General features: G+C 70.3%; 16 protein-coding genes. 7 read left to right on the forward strand and 9 right to left on the reverse strand.

Translation table 11 applies throughout. The features are described from left to right. Positions 1-168: 168 nt before the first annotated feature. Entirely contained in the window at positions 169-735 is a 567-nt protein-coding gene (locus ACWGKS_RS20150; protein WP_358505420.1) for a TetR/AcrR family transcriptional regulator, read from the forward strand. A 27-nt stretch (positions 736-762) separates the two neighbouring features. Here ACWGKS_RS20150 and ACWGKS_RS20155 read toward each other — a convergent pair whose 3' ends face one another. From ACWGKS_RS20155 to ACWGKS_RS20165, 3 genes are all read right to left on the reverse strand, one after another. Beyond that, a complete protein-coding gene (locus ACWGKS_RS20155; protein ID WP_067605165.1) occupies positions 763-990 on the reverse strand; it encodes a hypothetical protein in 228 nt (75 codons plus the stop codon). A gap of 157 nt (positions 991-1147) precedes the next feature. After that, positions 1148-3412 carry a transcriptional regulator gene (locus ACWGKS_RS20160; protein WP_358505129.1) on the reverse strand — a complete coding sequence of 755 codons (2265 nt, stop codon included), beginning with the start codon at positions 3410-3412 and terminating at the stop codon, positions 1148-1150. A gap of 164 nt (positions 3413-3576) precedes the next feature. Beyond that, complete coding sequence (locus ACWGKS_RS20165; RefSeq protein ID WP_358505125.1) at positions 3577-4266, reverse strand: TetR/AcrR family transcriptional regulator; 690 nt, start codon at positions 4264-4266, stop codon at positions 3577-3579. A gap of 142 nt (positions 4267-4408) precedes the next feature. Here ACWGKS_RS20165 and ACWGKS_RS20170 point away from each other — a divergent pair, with 142 nt between their 5' ends. After that, positions 4409-5914 carry an MFS transporter gene (locus ACWGKS_RS20170; RefSeq protein WP_358505122.1) on the forward strand — a complete coding sequence of 502 codons (1506 nt, stop codon included), beginning with the start codon at positions 4409-4411 and terminating at the stop codon, positions 5912-5914. On the opposite strand, the gene ACWGKS_RS20175 is transcribed toward ACWGKS_RS20170, so the two are convergent. Then, positions 5855-7234 (reverse strand): MATE family efflux transporter, encoded by a 1380-nt coding sequence (locus tag ACWGKS_RS20175; protein WP_358505119.1) that lies wholly within the window; start codon positions 7232-7234, stop codon positions 5855-5857. The genes ACWGKS_RS20170 and ACWGKS_RS20175 overlap by 60 nt on opposite strands. A 334-nt stretch (positions 7235-7568) precedes the next feature. Between ACWGKS_RS20175 and ACWGKS_RS20180 the strand changes: the two genes are divergently transcribed. Beyond that, complete coding sequence (locus ACWGKS_RS20180; protein WP_358505116.1) at positions 7569-8345, forward strand: hypothetical protein; 777 nt, start codon at positions 7569-7571, stop codon at positions 8343-8345. Between the two features lie 250 nt (positions 8346-8595). Here ACWGKS_RS20180 and ACWGKS_RS20185 read toward each other — a convergent pair whose 3' ends face one another. Together ACWGKS_RS20185 and ACWGKS_RS20190 are read right to left on the reverse strand one after the other, a co-directional pair. Next, positions 8596-9417 carry a nucleotidyltransferase domain-containing protein gene (locus tag ACWGKS_RS20185; RefSeq protein ID WP_358505113.1) on the reverse strand — a complete coding sequence of 274 codons (822 nt, stop codon included), beginning with the start codon at positions 9415-9417 and terminating at the stop codon, positions 8596-8598. Between the two features lie 60 nt (positions 9418-9477). Beyond that, complete coding sequence (locus ACWGKS_RS20190; protein WP_358505110.1) at positions 9478-10365, reverse strand: alpha/beta fold hydrolase; 888 nt, start codon at positions 10363-10365, stop codon at positions 9478-9480. A 50-nt stretch (positions 10366-10415) separates the two neighbouring features. Between ACWGKS_RS20190 and ACWGKS_RS20195 the strand changes: the two genes are divergently transcribed. Continuing rightward, positions 10416-11006: a TetR/AcrR family transcriptional regulator gene (locus ACWGKS_RS20195; RefSeq protein WP_358505107.1), complete on the forward strand. Its 591-nt coding sequence runs from the start codon at positions 10416-10418 to the stop codon at positions 11004-11006. A 120-nt stretch (positions 11007-11126) separates the two neighbouring features. After that, a complete protein-coding gene (locus tag ACWGKS_RS20200; protein WP_358505104.1) occupies positions 11127-11930 on the forward strand; it encodes an SAM-dependent methyltransferase in 804 nt (267 codons plus the stop codon). On the opposite strand, the gene ACWGKS_RS20205 is transcribed toward ACWGKS_RS20200, so the two are convergent. After that, positions 11927-13084 carry a helix-turn-helix domain-containing protein gene (locus ACWGKS_RS20205; protein ID WP_358505101.1) on the reverse strand — a complete coding sequence of 386 codons (1158 nt, stop codon included), beginning with the start codon at positions 13082-13084 and terminating at the stop codon, positions 11927-11929. The two genes, ACWGKS_RS20200 and ACWGKS_RS20205, sit on opposite strands and share 4 nt — an antisense overlap. Before the next feature lie 183 nt (positions 13085-13267). Between ACWGKS_RS20205 and ACWGKS_RS20210 the strand changes: the two genes are divergently transcribed. Continuing rightward, the gene (locus ACWGKS_RS20210; RefSeq protein ID WP_358505098.1) at positions 13268-14536 is read left to right on the forward strand and encodes a M20 family metallo-hydrolase; all 1269 of its coding nucleotides are present in this window, start codon (positions 13268-13270) and stop codon (positions 14534-14536) included. Between the two features lie 59 nt (positions 14537-14595). On the opposite strand, the gene ACWGKS_RS20215 is transcribed toward ACWGKS_RS20210, so the two are convergent. Together ACWGKS_RS20215 and ACWGKS_RS20220 are read right to left on the reverse strand one after the other, a co-directional pair. After that, positions 14596-15930, reverse strand: a complete 1335-nt coding sequence (locus tag ACWGKS_RS20215) for an MFS transporter (protein WP_358505095.1) — start codon at positions 15928-15930, stop codon at positions 14596-14598. A 77-nt stretch (positions 15931-16007) separates the two neighbouring features. Then, positions 16008-17660: an amidohydrolase gene (locus tag ACWGKS_RS20220; RefSeq protein WP_358505092.1), complete on the reverse strand. Its 1653-nt coding sequence runs from the start codon at positions 17658-17660 to the stop codon at positions 16008-16010. A 230-nt stretch (positions 17661-17890) separates the two neighbouring features. Between ACWGKS_RS20220 and ACWGKS_RS20225 the strand changes: the two genes are divergently transcribed. Beyond that, complete coding sequence (locus ACWGKS_RS20225) at positions 17891-19315, forward strand: serine hydrolase domain-containing protein (RefSeq protein WP_358505089.1); 1425 nt, start codon at positions 17891-17893, stop codon at positions 19313-19315. Positions 19316-19323: the final 8 nt, after the last annotated feature.

Here is a 19323-nt window from a genome sequence, read left to right on the forward strand (position 1 = left end):
GGGGTGTCCCGGTGGCCAACGCCGTGTTGGCATCCGTTTCGATCTGGGGCAAGCTGGACTCCGTTAGTTACGCGAGGGCTGTGGGAGCCCATGACGGACGGATCGGGTATGACGGCGCCGCAGGATTCGAGTCCGGGGACCAGCGGGAGCCTGCGCGCCGCGCAGCGCATGCTCCAGCTGCAGAACAGCCTCGTGGAACTGCTGCGCACCAAGCCCTTCAGCCAGGTCACCTACAAGGAGATCACCGAGGGCGTCGACATCGACCGCTCCACCGTCTACCGCTACTACAACCACAAGAACCAGGTGCTCCAGGCGGCGGTGGACGTGCGCCTGACCGCGTTCGTCTCCCAGGTGGACCTGACGTTCGGGCGCATGGAATCCATCGACGGCTACATGGGACGTCTGGTCGACGGCTGGATCGAGCTGTGGCTGGAATCGGGCGCGCTGCTGGCGGCGGCCTCGGGGATGGGCGCGGAGCCCGGCCCTCAGCGGACATGGTGGCGTGGGCGCGTCGAACCGTGGATCGAAGCGGTCCGCGAGGCCATCGAGGTCGCCCGTTTCGTGGAGGAGCTGCCCAAGGACGGGCGCCCGGCCGGGCCCCTGGCCGAGATGACGGTGGGCATGTGCCTGTCCACCTTCAACAACGAGCTGACGGTCCCGCACGAACTCGAACACCGCACCATGGTGCGGGACCTGCTGCTGGACGCGATCCTGCGGACCATGGGCCGCCGGTAGGGGTCCGTGGGGGCGAGTCGAGTCGGGTCAGGCGCGCTGGCGGGCCACGTCCCCGAAGGCGCCCACGACCGCACCCAGGGCGAACATGGAGGCCTCGTCCTCGTCCATGTGCACGATGCCGGCGGGAACACGGACACGGTAGGGCTTGTCCTCGGAGGGGAGGATCTCCAGACCGTCGATGATCCCCTGCCCCTCCAGCATCAGGAGAGCCTCACCGACTCTCCCGGTGCGGTCTCCCCGCGCCCATATCGACATGCGTCTCACCCTAACTACGGCGTGTGGCCGACGGCGGAGCCGACCTCCCGGTCCGAGGTGGGCGACTGCGTACTCCAGTGTTATCACCGGCGGTGCAGGTGCACGTGCACGCTCTCGTGTGGATGGCCGGATCCGGCCACCCATCGGCTTTGTCGGTTCAAACCGCGCCCTTGGGGGAGCGTAGCGTCTCCGGGGCGATCGCCGACATCCAGTGCGGCCGGATCGTCCACCCCAGGAACACCGTCCCCCCGTTCGATTCTGGGGGTCGTCCCGCCACGGCCGCGCGCAGCCCGGCCACCACCGGGGTCAGGCGGTCGCGCACGTGGGACGGCTGCCGTTCGGACAGGTGCCGCATCCACTCCACGCTCGCCCGCTGTTCCTCGGGCGAGCAACGGGACAAGAGGAACACCGTCTGCCGCCAGGAGAACGCGGCGTTCTTCACGTGCGCCAAGACGTCGAAGACCCTCGGCAGGGTCTCGACCAGCCGCACCGTGTGCAGGTGCGCCCGGCGCGCCGCCTCGGCCCACCCGTCGGCGGGGCGGGCGCCGGACAGGGTCAGGGCCGCCAGGTTGTGCGTGGTCAGGATCTGGGCCTGCTCGATGATCATGCCGTTGCCGGGCACCGACCAGTCGGGGTCGCCGGCCCGTTCGACGCACAGGGCGGCGAAACCGGCCGGGTCGTGTTCGTCGTCCAAGGCGAGTACGCGGGCGGTGTCGATCCCGTAGTAGCGGGCGTACAGGCCATCACCCAGCAGGTCGGCGGCCACCTTGGCGGCCCGCACGAACTTGGCGGAGAAGTCGCGCATGAAGATGTCGGCGGCCAACTCCTCCACGAACCGCACCGGTGAGTCGGCGGTGCCGGCCAGCCCGTTGAGCTCGCGCACCAATGGATTGGGCGTGATGGTCCCCGGGAAACGGGTCAACGTCGTCTCGCCCAGACGGGTGATGAGGGTTCGGGCCGCGGACCGGCGCAGGTCGTCCGTGGCGTGGTGGGGAGCCGCCTCCCGGACCCAGGGCAGTTCCTCTCGCCGCACCTGCGAGGACAGGTTCAGCAGCAACAGGGAACGCCGCGCGGCGAACGCGCGGTGGTGCACGGCCACCAGCCGGTTCAGGGTCGGGTCCTCGATCGCGGCGGCCTCGGCGGTGGCGGCCAACGTGGGCACCAGCGAGGCCAGAACCTCGGCGGAGGGGATCAGCCCGCGTTCCACCAGGGTGTCCAAGGGGGCGATGACCGCCCGCTCCACCCGCTCTCGCAGGGGCGCCGGGATCGCCGTGGCCTCGGGGATGTCGAACTCTTCCTCCTCCAAGGGGGAGACCGGTGTCAGCACCGACTCGGGGTCGGCCAGCCCGGAGTTGGCGGCGAAGGCGGACAACCGATCCGACAACATGGTCGCGAACACGTCGTGGGTGGGCGGCGCCGCCTGCACGGCCTGGGCGGCGCGCAGGGCGGTGTGCTCGGCGGAACCGGGCACGCCCCGCTTGGCCACCATGGAGTCCACCGCGTGCCGGAGCAGGCCGCGTCGGCGTGTGCTCAGCCCTTCCTCGGAAAGGGCCTCGCGCAGCGCGGCGAGCAGGATCCCCAGGTTCTCCTTGGGATCACGGTGTTTGGAACACAGGGTGTGCTCGGCGGCCAGTCGTTCGTACTCCGCCAGCAGTTCGGCGCCGTGCGCCTTCCAGCCCTCGGTGCGGCGCGAGTCGACCACTTCGTCCTCGACCGTCTCCCACCAGTGCGCCAGGACCCGGTCGGCGAAGGGGTTCCACACGCGCAGCGCCTCGCGCTGGGTGGTCGGTCGAGGGGCGGGCTCACGGGCGGCCCTCTCCAACCCGGTGCGCACCTGCGCCACCGACCAGCGAAAGACCGATCCCTTGGGCAGGTCCACGGCAGGGGCCGGGCGCGGGGTCAGGCACAGCGACGCGGCGAAGGGGTCCAGGGCGCTCAGTAGCCGCAGGGCGGCGGCGGTGTCCCCGGCCCGTAGCAGCCACACCACGGTGAGCAGGGCGGCCTGTTCGGGCTGGTCGAGTTCATAGCCGCCGCTGTCGAGCAGCGCGCCCAGGTGGGCCAGCCCGGTCTCGGTCAGGTGATGGGAGTAGAGCGAGCCGCGGTCGGCCCTGAGCCCGTGCCGTTCGATGAGTTCGAGTTCGTGCGGGCGCAGCGGACCACCGGCGGCGGCCGCACCGGTGGCGAATCCACCGTGCACGACCTCGGGGGTGACCCACGCGGGCAGGTCCCGCACCGGGGTGCGCGACCCGATGGCCAGGGTGCCATCGCCCATGCCGCCCAGGACACGCAACCAGGACGCGGCACGCCGCTCGGCGGCCCGGCGCACGTCCGGGTCGTCGTGGGAGGCGGCGGTGCTCAGTGCCTTGGCGAGTCGGCTCGCGGGGTAGGTCCGGCCGACGTGGACGGGAGGTCGGTGTTCCATGCCGGTGCGGCGGGTTCCGCCCCCGCGCCCTCCCGGGCTAGAGCCGGGCGCTCTACTGCTGAGCTACGCACCGTGACGCCCCGTGGCGGGGCCTGCTCGCACACTAGCGTCCGTGTGGCGGGCGCGAAAGCCCTTATCCGTGGCTTGTGCGCCCGCACAGGTGTTCAGGAGCGCGTGGAACGCACGACCTCCGGCTCGCCCGGTTCCGGGACATCGGTGACGGGCGCGAGCCAGAGGCCGGTGAGGGCGTCGGTCAGTCCGACGGCGGCGCGGTTCCAGGAGTCTCGGCGCGTGTCCGTACCCTCACTCAGGGCGCGCTCGCGCTGTGCCAACGTCAAGAGCATGAGTTGCCGCGTCATGTCCTGGCGTTCGGCGCGGACCTCGTCGGGAAGGTCGGGCAGGCACGCGCGCAGCGCTTCCCCCACTCGGACGAGGGAGGAGCAGTCGAGGGCCTCCCGAGTCACGATCTCGCGCAGGGAGAGGTCGCTCATGACCTGGACTGTGAACCTCGCGTACCAGGAGGGCGTGCCCAGGTCGGCGAGGTGTTGGACGAAGGGTTCCACCATGCAGGAGACCCAGTCCCTGACCTCGGTGGAGCCGTCGACGCTCGCCACCATCCCAAGGCGGATCTCCTCGATCCCCTCGGTGTGCTTGCGCGCGATCGCGCGCACCAGAGCGGCCTTGGAGCCGAAGTGGTAAGTGACGGCGGTGTTGTTCCCCTGGCCCGCCGCCTGACCGATCCGACGGTTGGACACACCGGAGGGCCCGTGTTCGGCGATGAGTCGCTCGGCTGCGACGAGGATCCTCTCCTTCGTCGCGGAGACCCGATCCGATCTCGTCACCCTGTCGTTCATGGGATCCACCGTATCGACGTGCCCTTCCCCACCGCTCACTCCGTGCTCGGGAGGGACCTTCTCCCCTCTACAGTAAGACTAAGTCATGCACCTGACTTAAAGTTCGGGTGTCTTCGTGTGTTCGGAAACGGGGATCTGCTCTATGGACCAAGCTATCGCCGAGGCGGCGGAGAACGAGAAGGCCTCATACCCGCGGCCACAAGTGGTCGTCGCGGTCCTGGCCTTCGGGGGCATCGTCGTCTCGCTCATGCAGACCCTGGTCATTCCCCTGGTGCCGATGCTCCCCGAACTCCTGGGAGCCACCCCCGGGGACACCGCCTGGGCGATCACCGCCACGCTGCTCGCCGCCGCGATCGCCACCCCGACGGTGGGTCGACTCGGAGACATGTACGGCAAGCGCCGCATGCTGTTGATCAGCCTCGCGGTGCTGGCGGCCGGTTCCGTTCTCTGCGGCCTGGCCACGAACCTGCCGATCATGGTGGTCGGACGGGTGCTCCAGGGATTGGCCGCGGGTGTGATCCCCTTGGGCATCAGCATCATGCGCGACGTGCTTCCGGCCGAGCGGCTCGCCGGGGCGACCGCGCTGATGAGCGCCTCGCTCGGCGTGGGCGGCGCGCTGGGGTTGCCCGCCGCCGCGTTCGTCGTGCAGAAGGCGGACTGGCACGTCATGTTCTGGATCGCCGCGGCGCTGGCGGTCGTGGTCGCGGTTCTGGTCCGCGCCCTGATCCCCGACTCCGGAGTCCGTACCGGTGGCCGATTCGACCTGCTCGGCTCCTTCGGGCTGTCCATCGTCCTGCTCCTATCGCTGCTCGCCGTCTCCAAGGGGTCCGACTGGGGTTGGGGGAGCGGGATCCCGGGCGTCATGCTCGTCGTGGCGGCGGTGGTGCTGGCGATCTGGGTCTGGTGGGAGCTGCGCACGCCGAGGCCGCTGGTCGACCTTCGGGTCAGCGTGCGACGCCAGGTGCTGCTGACCAACGCCGCCTCGGTGGTGTTCGGTTTCTCGATGTTCGCGATGTCCCTCGTGATCCCCCAGGTGATCCAGCTCCCCGAGCTCACCGGATACGGTTTCGGACGGACGATCCTGATCGCGGGCCTGGTGATGGCGCCCAACGGCCTGGTCATGATGGCCATGTCGCCGGTCTCGGCGCGCATCTCCCGAGCCAGGGGGCCGAAGACGACCCTGATGGCCGGTGCCCTGTTGGTCGCGCTGGGCTACGGTCTGAGCATGGTCTTCATGTCGGGGATCTGGGAGCTCATGATCGCCTCGACCGTCATCGGAGCCGGTGTGGGCCTGGCCTACGGTGCGATGCCCGCCCTGGTCATGGCGGCCGTCCCTCGTTCGGAGACCGCGGCGGCCAACAGCCTCAACACCCTGATGCGTTCCATCGGCACCTCCGTGGCCAGCGCCGTCGCCGGAGTGGTGATCGCCACCGTGACCATGAGCGCGGCAGGAGAGGTCTTCCCCGATCGCGACGCCTTCACCCTGATCCTGGGTCTGGGCGCCTTGGCCGCGCTCACCGCGTTCGTCATCGCCGCGTTCCTGCCCGGCCGTGGGAAGACCGCCGAACCGGTCGAGTCCGTCCGGTGGTCAAGGACGCGTCACGGTGAACCTGAGGAAGTTGCCGGCCTGGCCCAGGACAAGGCCTAGGGAAGCCACCGCGTAGGCGGCCCAGAGCCACGCCAGTCCGCCGGCGGCGGCGACGGGGAAGGCGACCAGGGCCAACGCCCCGAAGCAGACCGCGAACGTGTACAGCGTCGGGGTGGTGCGCTTGATGGCGAGCAGGCCCATGCCGGGCAGGACCTGCGTCCCGTCGGCCACCACCACGACGAACAACACCGGCAGCAGGGCGATCACCAACGCCCGCACCCGAGGGTCCGGGGTGAACACACCCAGTAGCGGGTGGGCCACCAGGAAGACCAGCAGCACACTGGCCGCCACCACCGGCAGGGCCAGACAGACCCCGGCCAACAGGGAACGGCGCACCTCTCGGTAGCCGTGTCGGTCGGTGTCGGCGGCGGCCCGGGCCATGAACGGCACGGTCGCCTGGCCAACGGCCGTGGCCGGCAGGAACACGAACGTGGCCAGGGTGACCATGATCTGGTGGGCGGCGGCGTCGGCCACGCCGGCGGTCGCCGCGGCCATCGCCAGTACGCCCAGCACACCGAACTTGATGAGCATGGTGGAGCCCATGGGCAACCCGACCCGGGCCATGCGCCACACGGTGCTCCAAACGGGCCGGCCCAGGCCGACGCGGCGCCCGTTCAAGGCGGTGCGGCGGCGCAACAACAGGTGGGCGGTGGACAGTGCCGCGGTGGCGTTGACGAACATGGCCACGCCCGCGCCCGTCATGCCCAGGGCGGGCAGCGGCCCCGGTCCCAGGACCAGTGCCGGGATGAGCACGACCGAGGATCCGGTGCCGACCAGGCCCACCCACAGGGCCTCCTTGGAGCGGCCCAGGGCGATCAGCAGCGTGGTGGCCGAGGCCTGGAACGAGACGACCACCAGGGTGAGGGCCATCAGGTAGGGGAAGGGGCCGAAGGCGGCGAGGGTCGCCTCGGGTACGCCGATGAGAGTGGACAGGGCGGGGACGGCGGTCACCGCCAGGCCGCCCAGGGCGCCGGCGCACAGGGCCAGCCACATCGCGTCGCGGAAGGTGGATTCGAGCTCGCCGGGATCGTCGCCGCTCTGGGCGACGAAGGGCATGGAGCCGCGTAGTGCGCCCTGGACGATCATGACGGCTGGGTTGAACACGGCGACGGTCATCGCGTAGGCCGCCAGGGACGCGGTGCCGGCGTGGCCCAGGACGGCGGCGGTGACCAGGGTGCCCACGACACCGGCGACCATCGACAGGTACAGCGGGAACGTCTTGGCGGAGATGTCCCTGATCAGGGCGGGGATGGGGCGAGTGGCGGCGTTGCCCGTGGATGGTTCGTCGGGGGATCCAGGGGCGTCGGCCGAGGAGGACATGGCCTACTTTCGTGGTCGAGGAGTCGGCGTCAACCTACCAGCGTGAGAACTGGAGCGAATCGGACAATCTACGTCATAAAGGTGCGGATTCGGGAGTCCGAGTTCATCCTCGTATCGGGTTCCGTAGGCTGTTCCCGCGCGGTTCTCGCGCGAAGGGGTCGGTTCGGGGCGTAGTGGACGGATGCCCCGGACCGACCTCGTGGTCCGATACGGGTGTGAAGTGTGGATCGCGCGGCCCTCCCCTTGTGCGCACGTATCCATGGGTGTTGCATGTTCTCTGATCCGGCGGCCGAGACGACGGTCGGGCCGCCACGTGGCGGAGGGGCGCGTACGCATGGCAGTGGGGCTCTGGCGGTGTGGCATGTGCGCCGCCCGCAATGAACCGTCCAAGCACACCTGCATGGTGTGCGACACGGTGCGCGCCGTGGGTACGCGTGAGGACTCCGACGAGGGTGACCTGTTGGCCCCGACCGAGAGCACGGCCTTCTCACCCCAGGAGGCGCCACCGCTCCGGGTGAGGCGACCGCCGCGACGCGCGGAATCGGGTTCGATGTTCGTCCCGGCGGGATCCCGCTCGGGTGGGGAGACCACGAGAACGGACGAGGGCGACACCGAAGCAGGGCCGGGGGCCGAATCCCACCGTCGACGGTCGAAGCGGGGTCTGCCGCGGTGGCCGCAAGGGACGGTGCGTGCTCTGGCACTGGTGGTGGTCGGTGCGGTGGTGCTGATCCTGGTGTGGGTGCCGCCGAACCTGGCCGGAGACGCCACGGACGGGGTGCCGGGGGAGCCCGCCGTCGAGGAGTTCTGCCCCGACCGGGTCTCGGAATTGGTACCGGGGGAGGGGCCGGGCGCGTTGGAGTCGGCGTACGAGACCGTACGCCACCGGATCATGCTGTGCTCGAACAGCGTGGGAGAGCTGTTCTACTTCGGAGAGTTCCTCGATGGTGAGGGCGAGGCGATGGTCGTGCCCGCGGAACGGACCGAGGAGGGCTATGTGGCCGAGTCCGGGCAGACCCTCTACGAGATCGTCGGCGACGAGGTGGTGATCACCGACGCGGACGGCCGGGAGATGGCGCGGCTGACCCTGGAGAAGGTGGAGAATCCGAGCTAGCGCGCGAGGCGGCGGGTGCGATCGAGGCGCACCCGCCGACGCGGTGCTATCGGGTCTTCACGACGGCCGCGAGGAGACCGGAGATGATCATCATCGACAGGCTGATGATCATGAGCACGAATCCGATGGTTCCGACCATGGTGTTTCCTTCACTTGTCGTCCTCCGGGTGCCGGGGGCCGTGTCCCCGGCACCGGCACGCCGGGCCGTCCGGAGTTCCGGACGCGGCATGTATCTCTTCGGTGATTCACCCTATCTCGCCGTCGCGGCGGGGCCACTCGGGGTGCGGCCCCGACCAGCGTGTCCCTGGTCCCAATGGTGTCGGTAGGTGTCGGAGAGCCACCGGTCGGCCCATCGGGCGTCGGGTGACTCGGGCAGGGACGAGGAGCGGCACAGGTCGGTGAGCCGGTCCTCCAGGTCGCCGGTGCGTTCCAGGGCTTGGGCTCGGGTGTGCTCACCGCGACGCAGGGCGAGCAGCCAGGAGCGGTCGGGTTCGGGGGTGGGCAGGGTGATGTGGCCGGTGGAGAGGAGTTCCACGCCCTGAAGGCCGAGCCGGACCATGTGGTAGGCGTACTTGGTGTCGAAGCCGTGCCGTTCGACGAGTTCGGGGCGGTTGGTGTGCTTGCCGCCGCGAACCCCCTCCATCCGGTCGCGTTGGGCGCGCAGGTAACCGAGAAAGCGCTCTCCCGCCCTGCGGGAGACGAACCGGTGGGCGTTGGAGCGCAGATCGTGGCCGACGTCGGTGACGGTGACGATCTCGGACTCGGGGACGAACAGCGGCAGCAGCACGGTGGGGTTGCCGTCCAGGGCCAGACGCGTCCACTTGCGCAGGGAGTAGACGGTCAGGTCCAGGTCGTCGTGGCCGGAGCGGGTGTCTTCGGCGCCGCTGCGGTAGATGTACTGGTCGAAGGAGCGCAGGCCGATGACGTACTCGGGCGGTTCGAGGCAGATGCCCATCTCGTCGCGGTCGGAGGAGCCGGGCAGGTCGAGGCCGTGGACGCGGGAGCCGACCTGACAGCGCAACACGGTGCCCTGTGCGGCGATGCGAGCGTTCTCCTCGTCGGAGTGCTTCACCCGGGCCTCCAGGTTCGGTGGGTCGTGGCGTCACCGAACCTATCGTTCGGCCCGGCGCGGTCACGAGCGGTTTTCCGTGCCCGCGACGAACTCCAGGATGGCGCGGTCGGCACGTTCGGGGTCCTGTGCGGCGAGGCCGTGGAGGGCGTCCGGCCACAGTTCGACCCGGGCGTTCGGTAGGAGGTCGAGGGCGCGTCGGTGGGCGCGCTTCGGGTGGTGCATGACGCTGCGTCCGGCGATGGCGACCAGAACGGGCATGTCGAGGCCGCGGATCTGCTCGTCGGTGGGGTAGTCGGGGTAGGGCAGCGTCAGGGTGAACTCGCTTTGGGCGGCCATGATGGTGCGCAGGGCGGGGTGGCCCTCGGGTACCTCTTCTCCCTGGTGGATCCAGTCGTGGAAGCGGGGCTGGTAGCGCGGTCCGATGCCGGGAAGGAAGAGCAGAACCGTGCGCCCCACCAGGCCCACGGAGAGGCGGGCGAAGGTCTGGACCGGGTCGAGCAGACAGAGCGTGGTGACCTTGTCCGGGTGGCGTGTGGCCAGGTCGGTGGCGAGTCGGCCGCCGAAGGAGGCGCCGACCACGTGAGCGGGCGCCAGGTCCAGGTGGGTGAGGGTCTGGGCCAGCCAGGAGGCCTGGTCGGCCGAGTCGGTGATGGGGGCGGTCTGTTCGCTGCGGCCCGCCTCGCCGAGCAGGTCCACGGAGTAGACGGTGCGGTGGCGGATGAGTTCGGTGATGTTGGGTTCCCACATGACGGTGGTGCCGCAGCGGCCGTGGAGGAGTACGAGGGGTTCGCCCGGCTCGGTGCCGAATCGGTAGACACGGACGGTGCCGTAGGTGGTGGGGACGTCGTGGGTCTCCTGTGGTGGGGGCAGGGTGGCCATGCCGGCGTCGTAGACGGAGTCGAAGCGGGCCTTGTGGGCGGGTGTGGGGTAGTGGCCGATGGCGTTCATGGTCCCCCGTTCAAATACATTTGTATTTAAACGGTACTCGAAAGGCGGGCATGGTGCCACGGAAGGTCGATCACGGACTGCGTCGGGAGGAGATCGTGGGGGCCCTGTGGCGCATCGCGGCCCGGCGCGGTCTGGAGGCGGTGACCATGCGCGAGGTCGCCATGGAGGCGGGGGTCTCCTTGGGGCGCGTGCAGTACTACTTCGAGAGCAAGGACGATCTGGTGCGCCGTGCCGCGGTGGCCCTGCGTGCTCGGGTGGACGGGGTGGTGCGGTCCAGGCTGGAGGGCGTGTCCGGTGACTCGGTGCGGGTGCTGCGCGCCATCCTGCTGGCGCTGTTGCCCCTGGACGAGGAGGGGCGGGCGGGTGCGCTGGTGGGCATCGCGGTGTTCTTTCGGGCGTTGCGCGATCCCGAACTGGTCGGGGACCTTCGCCGGGGGGACGAGGCGCTGATGGAGGTGCTGGGCGACCGGGTGCGGTCGGCGGTGGTCGAGGGGCGTCTGCGCCCCGATCTGGAGGTGCGGTTGGAGACGCGTCTGCTGATGGCGGTGGTCAATGGGCTGGGATCGGATCTGCTCACCGGTTGTGTGTCCTCGGAGGAGGCCGTGGCAGCGATCGACCACCAATTGTCACGACTTGCCTGAAACATCCGATTTCCCGGCGTAGAAGGGGTTTTGGTACTTGTGCGACAGGTGGGAGATCCGTTTACTGGTGCCGTACCCCGTCCGGCGTCCGCCGGGACCCGTAGTGGAAAGAGCAGGACCGTGCCCCCCGAGATCCCCGAAGCGAAGATCGACAGCTCCATCCCGCACAACGCCCGTATCTGGAACTACTGGCTGGGCGGTAAGGACAACTACCCGGTCGATCAGGAGATGGGCGAGCAGATCCGCTCCTTCTTCCCCGAGATCGTCGACAACGCCATCGCCGACCGTGCCTTCCTGGTGCGCACCGTCACCCACCTGGTCCGGGAAGAGGGGATCCGGCAGTTCCTGGACATCGGCACCGGACTGCCCACCCACAACAACACCCACGAGGTGGCCCAGGCAGTGGCCCCCGACGCGCGGGTGGTGTACGCGGACAACGATCCGCTGGTGCTCGCGCACGCCCGCGCCCTGCTGGTCGGTTCCGAGCAGGGGGTCACCGACTACGTCGACGCCGACCTGCGCGACCCCGAGGCGATCCTCGAAGCGGCGTCGCGGACCCTGGACCTGTCGCGTCCGGTGGCCCTGATGCTGCTGGGCGTGGTCAACTTCATCGGTGACGACGCCGAGGTACGTTCCATCCTGGACCGGCTGATCGAGGCCCTGGCGCCCGGCAGCTTCCTGGTCGTCTCCCACCCCACCGATGACATAGACCAGGAGAGGGCCCACCAGGTGGCCGAGGCCTGGAACGAGCGGGGCACCCCCAAGCTGACCATCCGGACGGCGGCGGGCATCGAGTCGCTCTTCGACGGTCTGGAGCTGTTGGAGCCGGGCGTGGTGTCCTGCTCCCTGTGGCGCCCGGACCCCACCGAGGTGGGGGACAGCCGCCCGGTCGCCGAGTACGGCGGTATCGCCCGTAAGAACTAGCCGCCCGCCCGCCCCTGCCGGGCGGGGGCTCGGTCGGCGAACAGCACGAGGGCCAGGGCGGCCTGGGCCGGGACGGTCGGGTCCAGGCCGCTCACCTCGCGGAAGTGCTGGAGCCGGTTGACGACCGTGTTGCGGTGGCAGTACAGGGCCGCGGCCGTGGCCTTGACCGATCCGGTGCCCGTGTAGTGGGAAAGCGTTTCCAACAACCGGGCGCGCACCTCGGGTTCCAACGCCTCCAGGCGTTCCACCGCACGTCGGCCGAAGCCCGGAACCAGGGCCTCCACCCGGTCGCGTGCCAGAGCGGGCCACACGTCCTCGGGACCCACCGGGGCCTCCCCGGGGCGGGCGTAGCGCGCCAGGACGCGGGCGGCCTCGATGGCCGCGGGCACCTCCGCCAGGCCCCGGGTGTCGCGGACGCGGGCGCCGGCCGGTTTCTCCGCCAGTGCGGGCGGGCGCGTGCGTCCCGGGTCACGCACCAAGGCCACGCCGTCGTTGAACTCCCATGTCAGGCAACCGGCGCGGGAGAGTGCGCGGGTGTCGACGGGGCGATCGCCTTCGGGTGGAATGGCCACGAAGGTCACTTCGAGAACACCGTGCAGAGGCAGCCCCAATACCGAGGCGACCTCCTCGGCCACCTCGGGGGTGCGCTCTCCGGCGCTCAACAGTCGGGCGAAGGCCTGGGCCGCCGCCGCGCGGGAGTCGCGTTCCAGGACGGCGCGCTCCTCCAGGAACGCGGCCTGCACGTCGCTGATGAACTGTTCGACCGTCTCCAGGATCTCCTCCACGTGCAGGACCAGGGTGGGCGCGGAGTCGACGCCGCCGGCGCGCACCAACCCGGCCCACAGCACCCGAAAGTCCAGACGCACCGCTTCCAGGAGGTCGTCACGGGCCACGCCCTGGCGGGCCCTGCGCACGCCCAGACGTGTCGCCAGGTCGCCCAGGTGGGCGGAGACCGGGAGGCCGGAGATTCGCCGGGTGAGCAGGTCGAAGGTGTCCCTGGCGGTCTGGCGCAGGTCGTCGGCGGGTATGAGTTCGTCGTCGTAGTGGCCCAGGGAGCGCAGACGTTGGAGGAAGTCCTCCACCAGTCGATCACGGTCCCGGGCCAGGAGTTCGAGTGTGCCGGGCCAGGAACGTGGTCCCGGTGCCTGTGTCACGGTGTCTCCTCCTGTCCGACGTGCGAAGACGATGCTGCCACGTTATGGATGGTCATGTGCACAGCACCGCTGGGAAAACGTGGGTGGATGACGATTGAGCGGGACCGGCGGGTGTGCCCAGGATGGACGGAGCCCCGTGCACGAGTTCGGGGCGCATCACGTCTCACCCGGGAGGTTCACCCCTTGAACAGCGACGACACCCGTTTTCTGGCGGATTTCGAGGCCATGAGCGCCTTTGGGGCCACCCCTTCGGGCGGGGTGGACCGGCAGGCGGCCACCGAACCCGACATCGCCCAGCGCCGGTGGCTGTCGGAGCTGCTGACCGGACACGGGATGCGGGTGGTCCACGATCGTGTGGGCAACCAGTTCGGGTTGGTGGAACGGGTTCCGGGCGCGCCCTACGTGGTGGTCGGCTCCCACATGGACTCCCAGCCCACGGCGGGGCGCTTCGATGGGGCCTACGGTGTCCTGGCCGCGGTGCACGCCGTGGCCCGTGCGGCCCGTGACGACGCGGCCGAGGGAGTGGACCCGGTCTACAACCTGGCGGTGGTCAACTGGTTCAACGAGGAGGGTTCCCGATTCGCCCCGTCCATGATGGGCAGTGCCGTGTACACCGGCAGGATGCCGTTGGAGACGGCGTTGGCGGTGCGGGACCGGGCCGGGGTGTCGGTGGCCGAGGCCCTGGCCGACACCGGTCTCCTCGGCGAGGACGACGGCCCCGAGGCGGCGTTCTGCGCCGAGATCCACGTCGAGCAGGGAAGGGTGTTGGAGGACTCCGGGACCACGATCGGGCTGGTGGCGGCCTGCTGGGCGGCTCGTAAGTATCGGATCGTGGTGCGTGGGGAGCAGGCGCACTCGGGCGCGGCCGTGATGGGCGACCGTCGGGACGCGTTGTTGGGCGCCTCGATGCTGGTGGTGGCCGCCCGTGAGTTGGCCGACCGTTTCCCCGGCGCGCTGCACACGGCCGTGGGCAGCATGGACGTGTATCCGAACTCGCCGGTGGTGGTGGCCTCGCGCGCCGAGTTGCTGCTGGACCTGCGCTCGGAGGACGAGGGGGTGCTGGCCGAGGCCGACCGATTGCTGCGCGAGCGGGTCGCGGCGGTGGAGGAGACGGCGTCGGTGTCGGTGGAACTGGAGTTGTCCCACGCCTGGGGGATCGACCCCTACCAGCCCGAGGGGGTGGAGCTGGCCAGGGGCGGCGCGCGTCGTCTGGGGTTGAGCCATCGCGAGGTCAGGACGGTGGCCGGACACGACTCGATCAACATGAAGGCGCGGGTGCCCACGGTGATGCTCTTCGTGCCGTCGGTGGAGGGGGTCTCCCACAATGAGGGCGAGTACACCGAGGACGCGGACCTGGTGGCCGGGACGGCGATGCTGACCGAGGTGGTGCGTCGCCTGGGCGTGGGTGGGCTGACCTCCACGGGTACCTACGACCCCGCGGCGTCGAACTGAGAGCGGGTGGGCCCCGGCCGGAGCGTTTCCGGTCGGGGCCCACGCGTGTGCGGTCGGGGTCAGCGCACCACGACCTCGTCGCGAACCCGCAGCCGTTCGCCGTACAACCCACCGAACGCGGTGACCAGGGCGATGCCCGCCAGCAGCAGGGCCGCCACCCAGGAACCACCGCCCGCGTTGTTCAGCAACGCGGTGGCGATGAAGGGCAGGAAGCCGCTGAGCGCTCCGGCGAGGTTGTAGGCCAGGGACACCCCGCTGTAGCGCAGCCTGGCGGGGAACAGTTCGGTGAGCAGGGCTCCGGAGACCGCGTAGGCGATGGACAACACGGCCACCCCGGTGGCCACGGCCAGCACGACCAGGACGGGGGAACGTGTGTCGATCAGCCAGAACACCGGGAAGGCGATGAGGGCCGTGGCCAGGCCGCCCCACATGGTCACCCGGCCCGGGCCCATCCGTTCGGCCAGGCGACCGAAGACGAGGATGACGGCGATCTGGGCGAGGGCGGCGATCAGGGTGGCGTTGACCATGAGCTGACGCGGCAGCCCGAGCGTGTCGGTGCCGTAGCTGATCGCGAAGGTGGTCATCACGTAGAAGCCGCCCACGCCGAGCATGGCCGAGGCGATGGCGATCAGCAGCCGGCCCCAGGCCTGGCGGAACACGTCCAGGGCCGGAACCTTGGAGCGTTCCTGCTGTTGTTCCATCTCTTCGAAGACGGGGGACTCCTCCACCTTGCGGCGGATGTAGACGGCGACCAGCAGCAGGGGGAAGGCGGCCAGGAAGGGCAGGCGCCAGCCCCAGGAGTCGAACTGGTCGGGCGGCATCATCAGGACCAGGGCGAAGGCGCCGGAGGAGAGCAGGGTGCCCACGGGGGAGCCGATCTGCGGCAGGGCGGCGTAGCGTCCGCGCTTCTCGGGCGGGGCGTGTTCGACGGCGATGGTGACCGCGCCGCCCCATTCGCCGCCCACCGCGACGCCCTGGATCAGCCGGAGCAGGGCCAACAACAGGGGTGCGGCGATACCGATGGAGGCGTAGTCGGGGAGTACGCCGATGAGTCCGGTGGCCGTGCCGATGGCCACGACCGTGAGCAGTAGGGCGGGTTTGCGGCCGATGCGGTCGCCCATCCAGCCGAACAGGACGGCGCCCAGGGGGCGGGCGACGAAGCCGACACCGAAGGTGGCGAAGGCCGCCAGGGTGGCCGCGGTCGCGTTCAACGTCGTGAAGTACAGACGGTTGAAGACCAGGGCGGCGGCGGTGCCGAAGAGGAAGTAGTCGTACCACTCCAGGGCGGTGCCGACGAAGGCGGCGAAGGCGATCTTGCCCGCTTCGCGTTCCTTGACCACCGCCGAGCCGGTCGGCTCCGGTTCCTGGGCGGCCCCTGAATCGAGGTCACGCATGGGTGGGATTCTCTCCAATCGGAAGGTCCGCGCCCGGGACGGGGCGCGGTCGTTCGAAGTACGGGATCGTGCGACCGTCAGTGGCCGTGGTTCGCGGTGTGACGGTCGGGCGGGCCGAGGATGTCGGCGCCGTGGACGGGGCGGCCGTCGACCAGGGTCGCGAGGACGTCGATCGAGCCGATGCCCTGGTCGGCGGTCTCGACCGGGTCGCGGTCCAACATGACCAGGTCGGCGAGTCGGCCGGGGGCGAGGCTGCCACGACGGTGTTCGTCGTGGCTCGCCCAGGCGGCGTCCAGGGTGTAGGCGCGCAGGGCCTGTTCGGGGGTGACTCGTTCGTCGGGGGCCAGGACGGCGCCCCCGGAGGTGGTGCGTTCGACCATCGATTCCATGCCCAGGAGCGGGGCGCCGGGGGCGACGGGGCGGTCGGAGCTGCCCGGGACGCGGATGCCATGGTCGAGGAAGGAGCGGTGGCGGTAGAGCCAGGGGACCCGGTCCGGGCCCAGGGACGTGGCCATGGCGTCGCCGACGCTGTGCAGGAAGCGGGGTTGGGGCACGGGGACCACACCCAGCGCGGCCATGCGGGGGAGCTGGTCGGGGCGTACGATCCCGGCGTGCTCGACGCGGTGACGTACGTCGGGGCGCGGGTGGCGGCGTTGCGCCTCCTCGAAGGCGTCCAGGGCCAGATCGATGGCGTCGTCGCCGATGGCGTGGGCGGCCACCCGCCAGCCGGAGCGGTGGGCGGCCACGACCAGGTCGTGCATCTGTTCGGGCGGGTTCTGGTAGACGCCGTGACCGTGTCCGCACAGGGGTTCGGTGACGGCGGCGGTGCGGCCGATGAGGGAGCCGTCCAGCCAGATCTTCATGGGTCCCAGGCGCAACCGGTCGTCACCGAAGCCGGTGCGCAGACCCAGGTCGATGCCGGTGGTGACGGCGTCGTCGGGGTGGGCGGCCAGGGGGTGGAGGTTGTCGGCGGCGACCATGAGCTCCACACGGGGCAGCAGGATCCCCAGGTCGCGGGCGCGCTGGTAGGCGGCGGCCTCCACGGGGGAGCGGCCGACGAGTCCGTGGCCGATGCCTGCTTCGACGACGTGGGTGAGGCCCTCGGCCGCGTAGACGCGGGAGGCCCGGCCCAGGGCGTCGGCGAGTTCGTCGACGGGGTAGGGCATCACCAGGGCGGTGACCAGTTCCTGCGCACGTTCTTGGAGTAGTCCGGTGGCGGTGCCGTGGGCGTCGCGGACGATGACGCCGCCCTCGGGGTCTGGTGCGTTCTCGGCACCGGCCAGGCGCAGGACGGCGCTGTTGACCGTGCACATGTGGCCGGAGCGGTGTTTGAGCCAGACGGGACGTCCCTGCGCGGCCCGGTCCAGGGCGTGGCGGTCGGGGTGGGCGCCGAGCACGGTGTCGTCGTAGCCGGAGCCGACGATCCAGTCGTCCTCGCCCAGGGTAGGGGCCTTCGCGGCGACGGCGTCGTAGAGCTCGTCCAGGGTCGCGGCGTTCTCCAGGGGGAGTTCGCCCAGGGACTGTCCGAACCAGGCCATGTGGTTGTGGGCGTCGGAGAAACCGGGGACGAGCGTGGCGCCTTGGCAGTCGACCTCGGTGCGGGCGGGCAGCTCGGCGACGTCGTCGTCGAGGCCGAGGATACGGCCGCCGACGATGCCCACGGTGGTGGCGCGGGGGTGGTTGTCGTCGAGGGTGCGCACACGCGCGTGGGTGAGCTTGAGGTCGAGCATGCGGGCAGGGCTCCAGATGGGGTGCGTTCGGGCTTCCCTCCAGGTTGCAGGGTGTGTGACCTCGGGCTCAATGACGATTCACCCTGGATCCGGGGCCCGGTGATGGGCAGATGCACAATCGGGCCTCGGTCGGTGGTGCGGGCCAGGACCCTTGTCGGGCGGGGTGGCGGGTTCTATCGTGACGGCGGACCTTCGCACGGGATTCTTCGACAAAGGGACAGGGGAGCGGGTTGACCACGCACACGCACCGACCCATCGACATCGACCACTGGCGGGAACGGCTGGCGGCGCTGGCCGAACGGCACGGCGTGCCCGGAGCCCAACTCGGCATCCTGCGCCTGGGCACCGATGGTGACGACGAGGTGGTCGAGGTCGCGCACGGTGTGCTCAACGTCGGGACGGGGCACGCCGTCGACACCGGTTCGGTGTTCCAGATCGGGTCGATCACCAAGGTTTGGACGGCCACCGTCGTTTTGGGTCTGGTCGACGAGGGGCTGCTCTCCTTGGAGACCCCGGTGGTCGAGGTGCTGCCCGAGTTCGGTCTGGCCGACCCCGAGCACGCCGCGCGGATCACCGTTCGTCACCTGCTGAACCACACCAGCGGTATCGACGGTGACCTGTTCACCGACACCGGGCGCGGCGACGACGCCCTGGAACGGTACGTGGAGCGGTTGCGCGACTCGGAACCGACCCATCCGCTGGGCGCCACCTTCTCCTACTGCAACTCCGGGTTCCCGCTGTTGGGCCGGATCATCGAGAAGCTCACCGGGCGGGTGTGGGACGAGGCCATGCGTGAGCGTCTGTACACCCCGTTGGGGCTGACCCGGGCCGGGACCCTGCCGGAGGAGGCGGTGCTGCACGGGGCCGCGGTGGGGCACGTCGTGGATCCGACCGGCGCGGTGCCGGTCCCGGTGTGGGGCATCACCCGTTCGATGGGGCCCGCGGGGCTGGTGCACGCCAACGCCGCTGACGTGTTGACCTTCGCCGCGGCGCACCTGCGCGGTGGCCGCACGGCCGGGGGCGAACGGGTGCTCTCGTCGGAGTCGGCCGAGGCCATGACGCGTCACTCGGTGGACCTGCCCGATCCCGACACCCTGGGCGACTCCTGGGGCCTGGGCTGGATCCGCTACGGCTGGGACGGGTACCGGTTGGTGGGGCACGACGGCAACACCATCGGACAGTCGGCGTTCCTGCGCCTGTTCCCGGAGGCCGGCCTGGCGGTGACGTTGCTGACCAATGGCGGCCAGGCCCGTGACCTGTATCAGGAGCTGTACGCGGAGGTGTTCGAGGAGGTGGCGCGGGTGCGGATCCGTCCGGCGCCCGTCCCCGCGGTCGAACCCGGACCCGTGGCGGACGCCGAGGACCTGCCGCTGCTGGGGGCCTATCGCAACGCCGTGCAGCGACTGGAGGTGCGCGGCACCGGTGAACGGCTCGTGCTGCGCGTGGTCGACCTGGGCGGACTGACCGGGATCGCACCCGAGCCGCCCAAGGCCCATCCGTTGGCACCGCTGCGTGAAAACGCTTACCTGTTCCGTCCCGAGGAACAGCGCACCTGGGTCCCCGTCACCTTCTACGCCTTGGAGCCGGGGCACGAGTACGTCCACGTGGGCGGGCGCGCGCTTCCCTTGGTGGAGGGTGAGGGCCTGACCCGGTAGGACGCGTC

This window comes from Nocardiopsis sp. NPDC055879 (genome assembly GCF_053615935.1).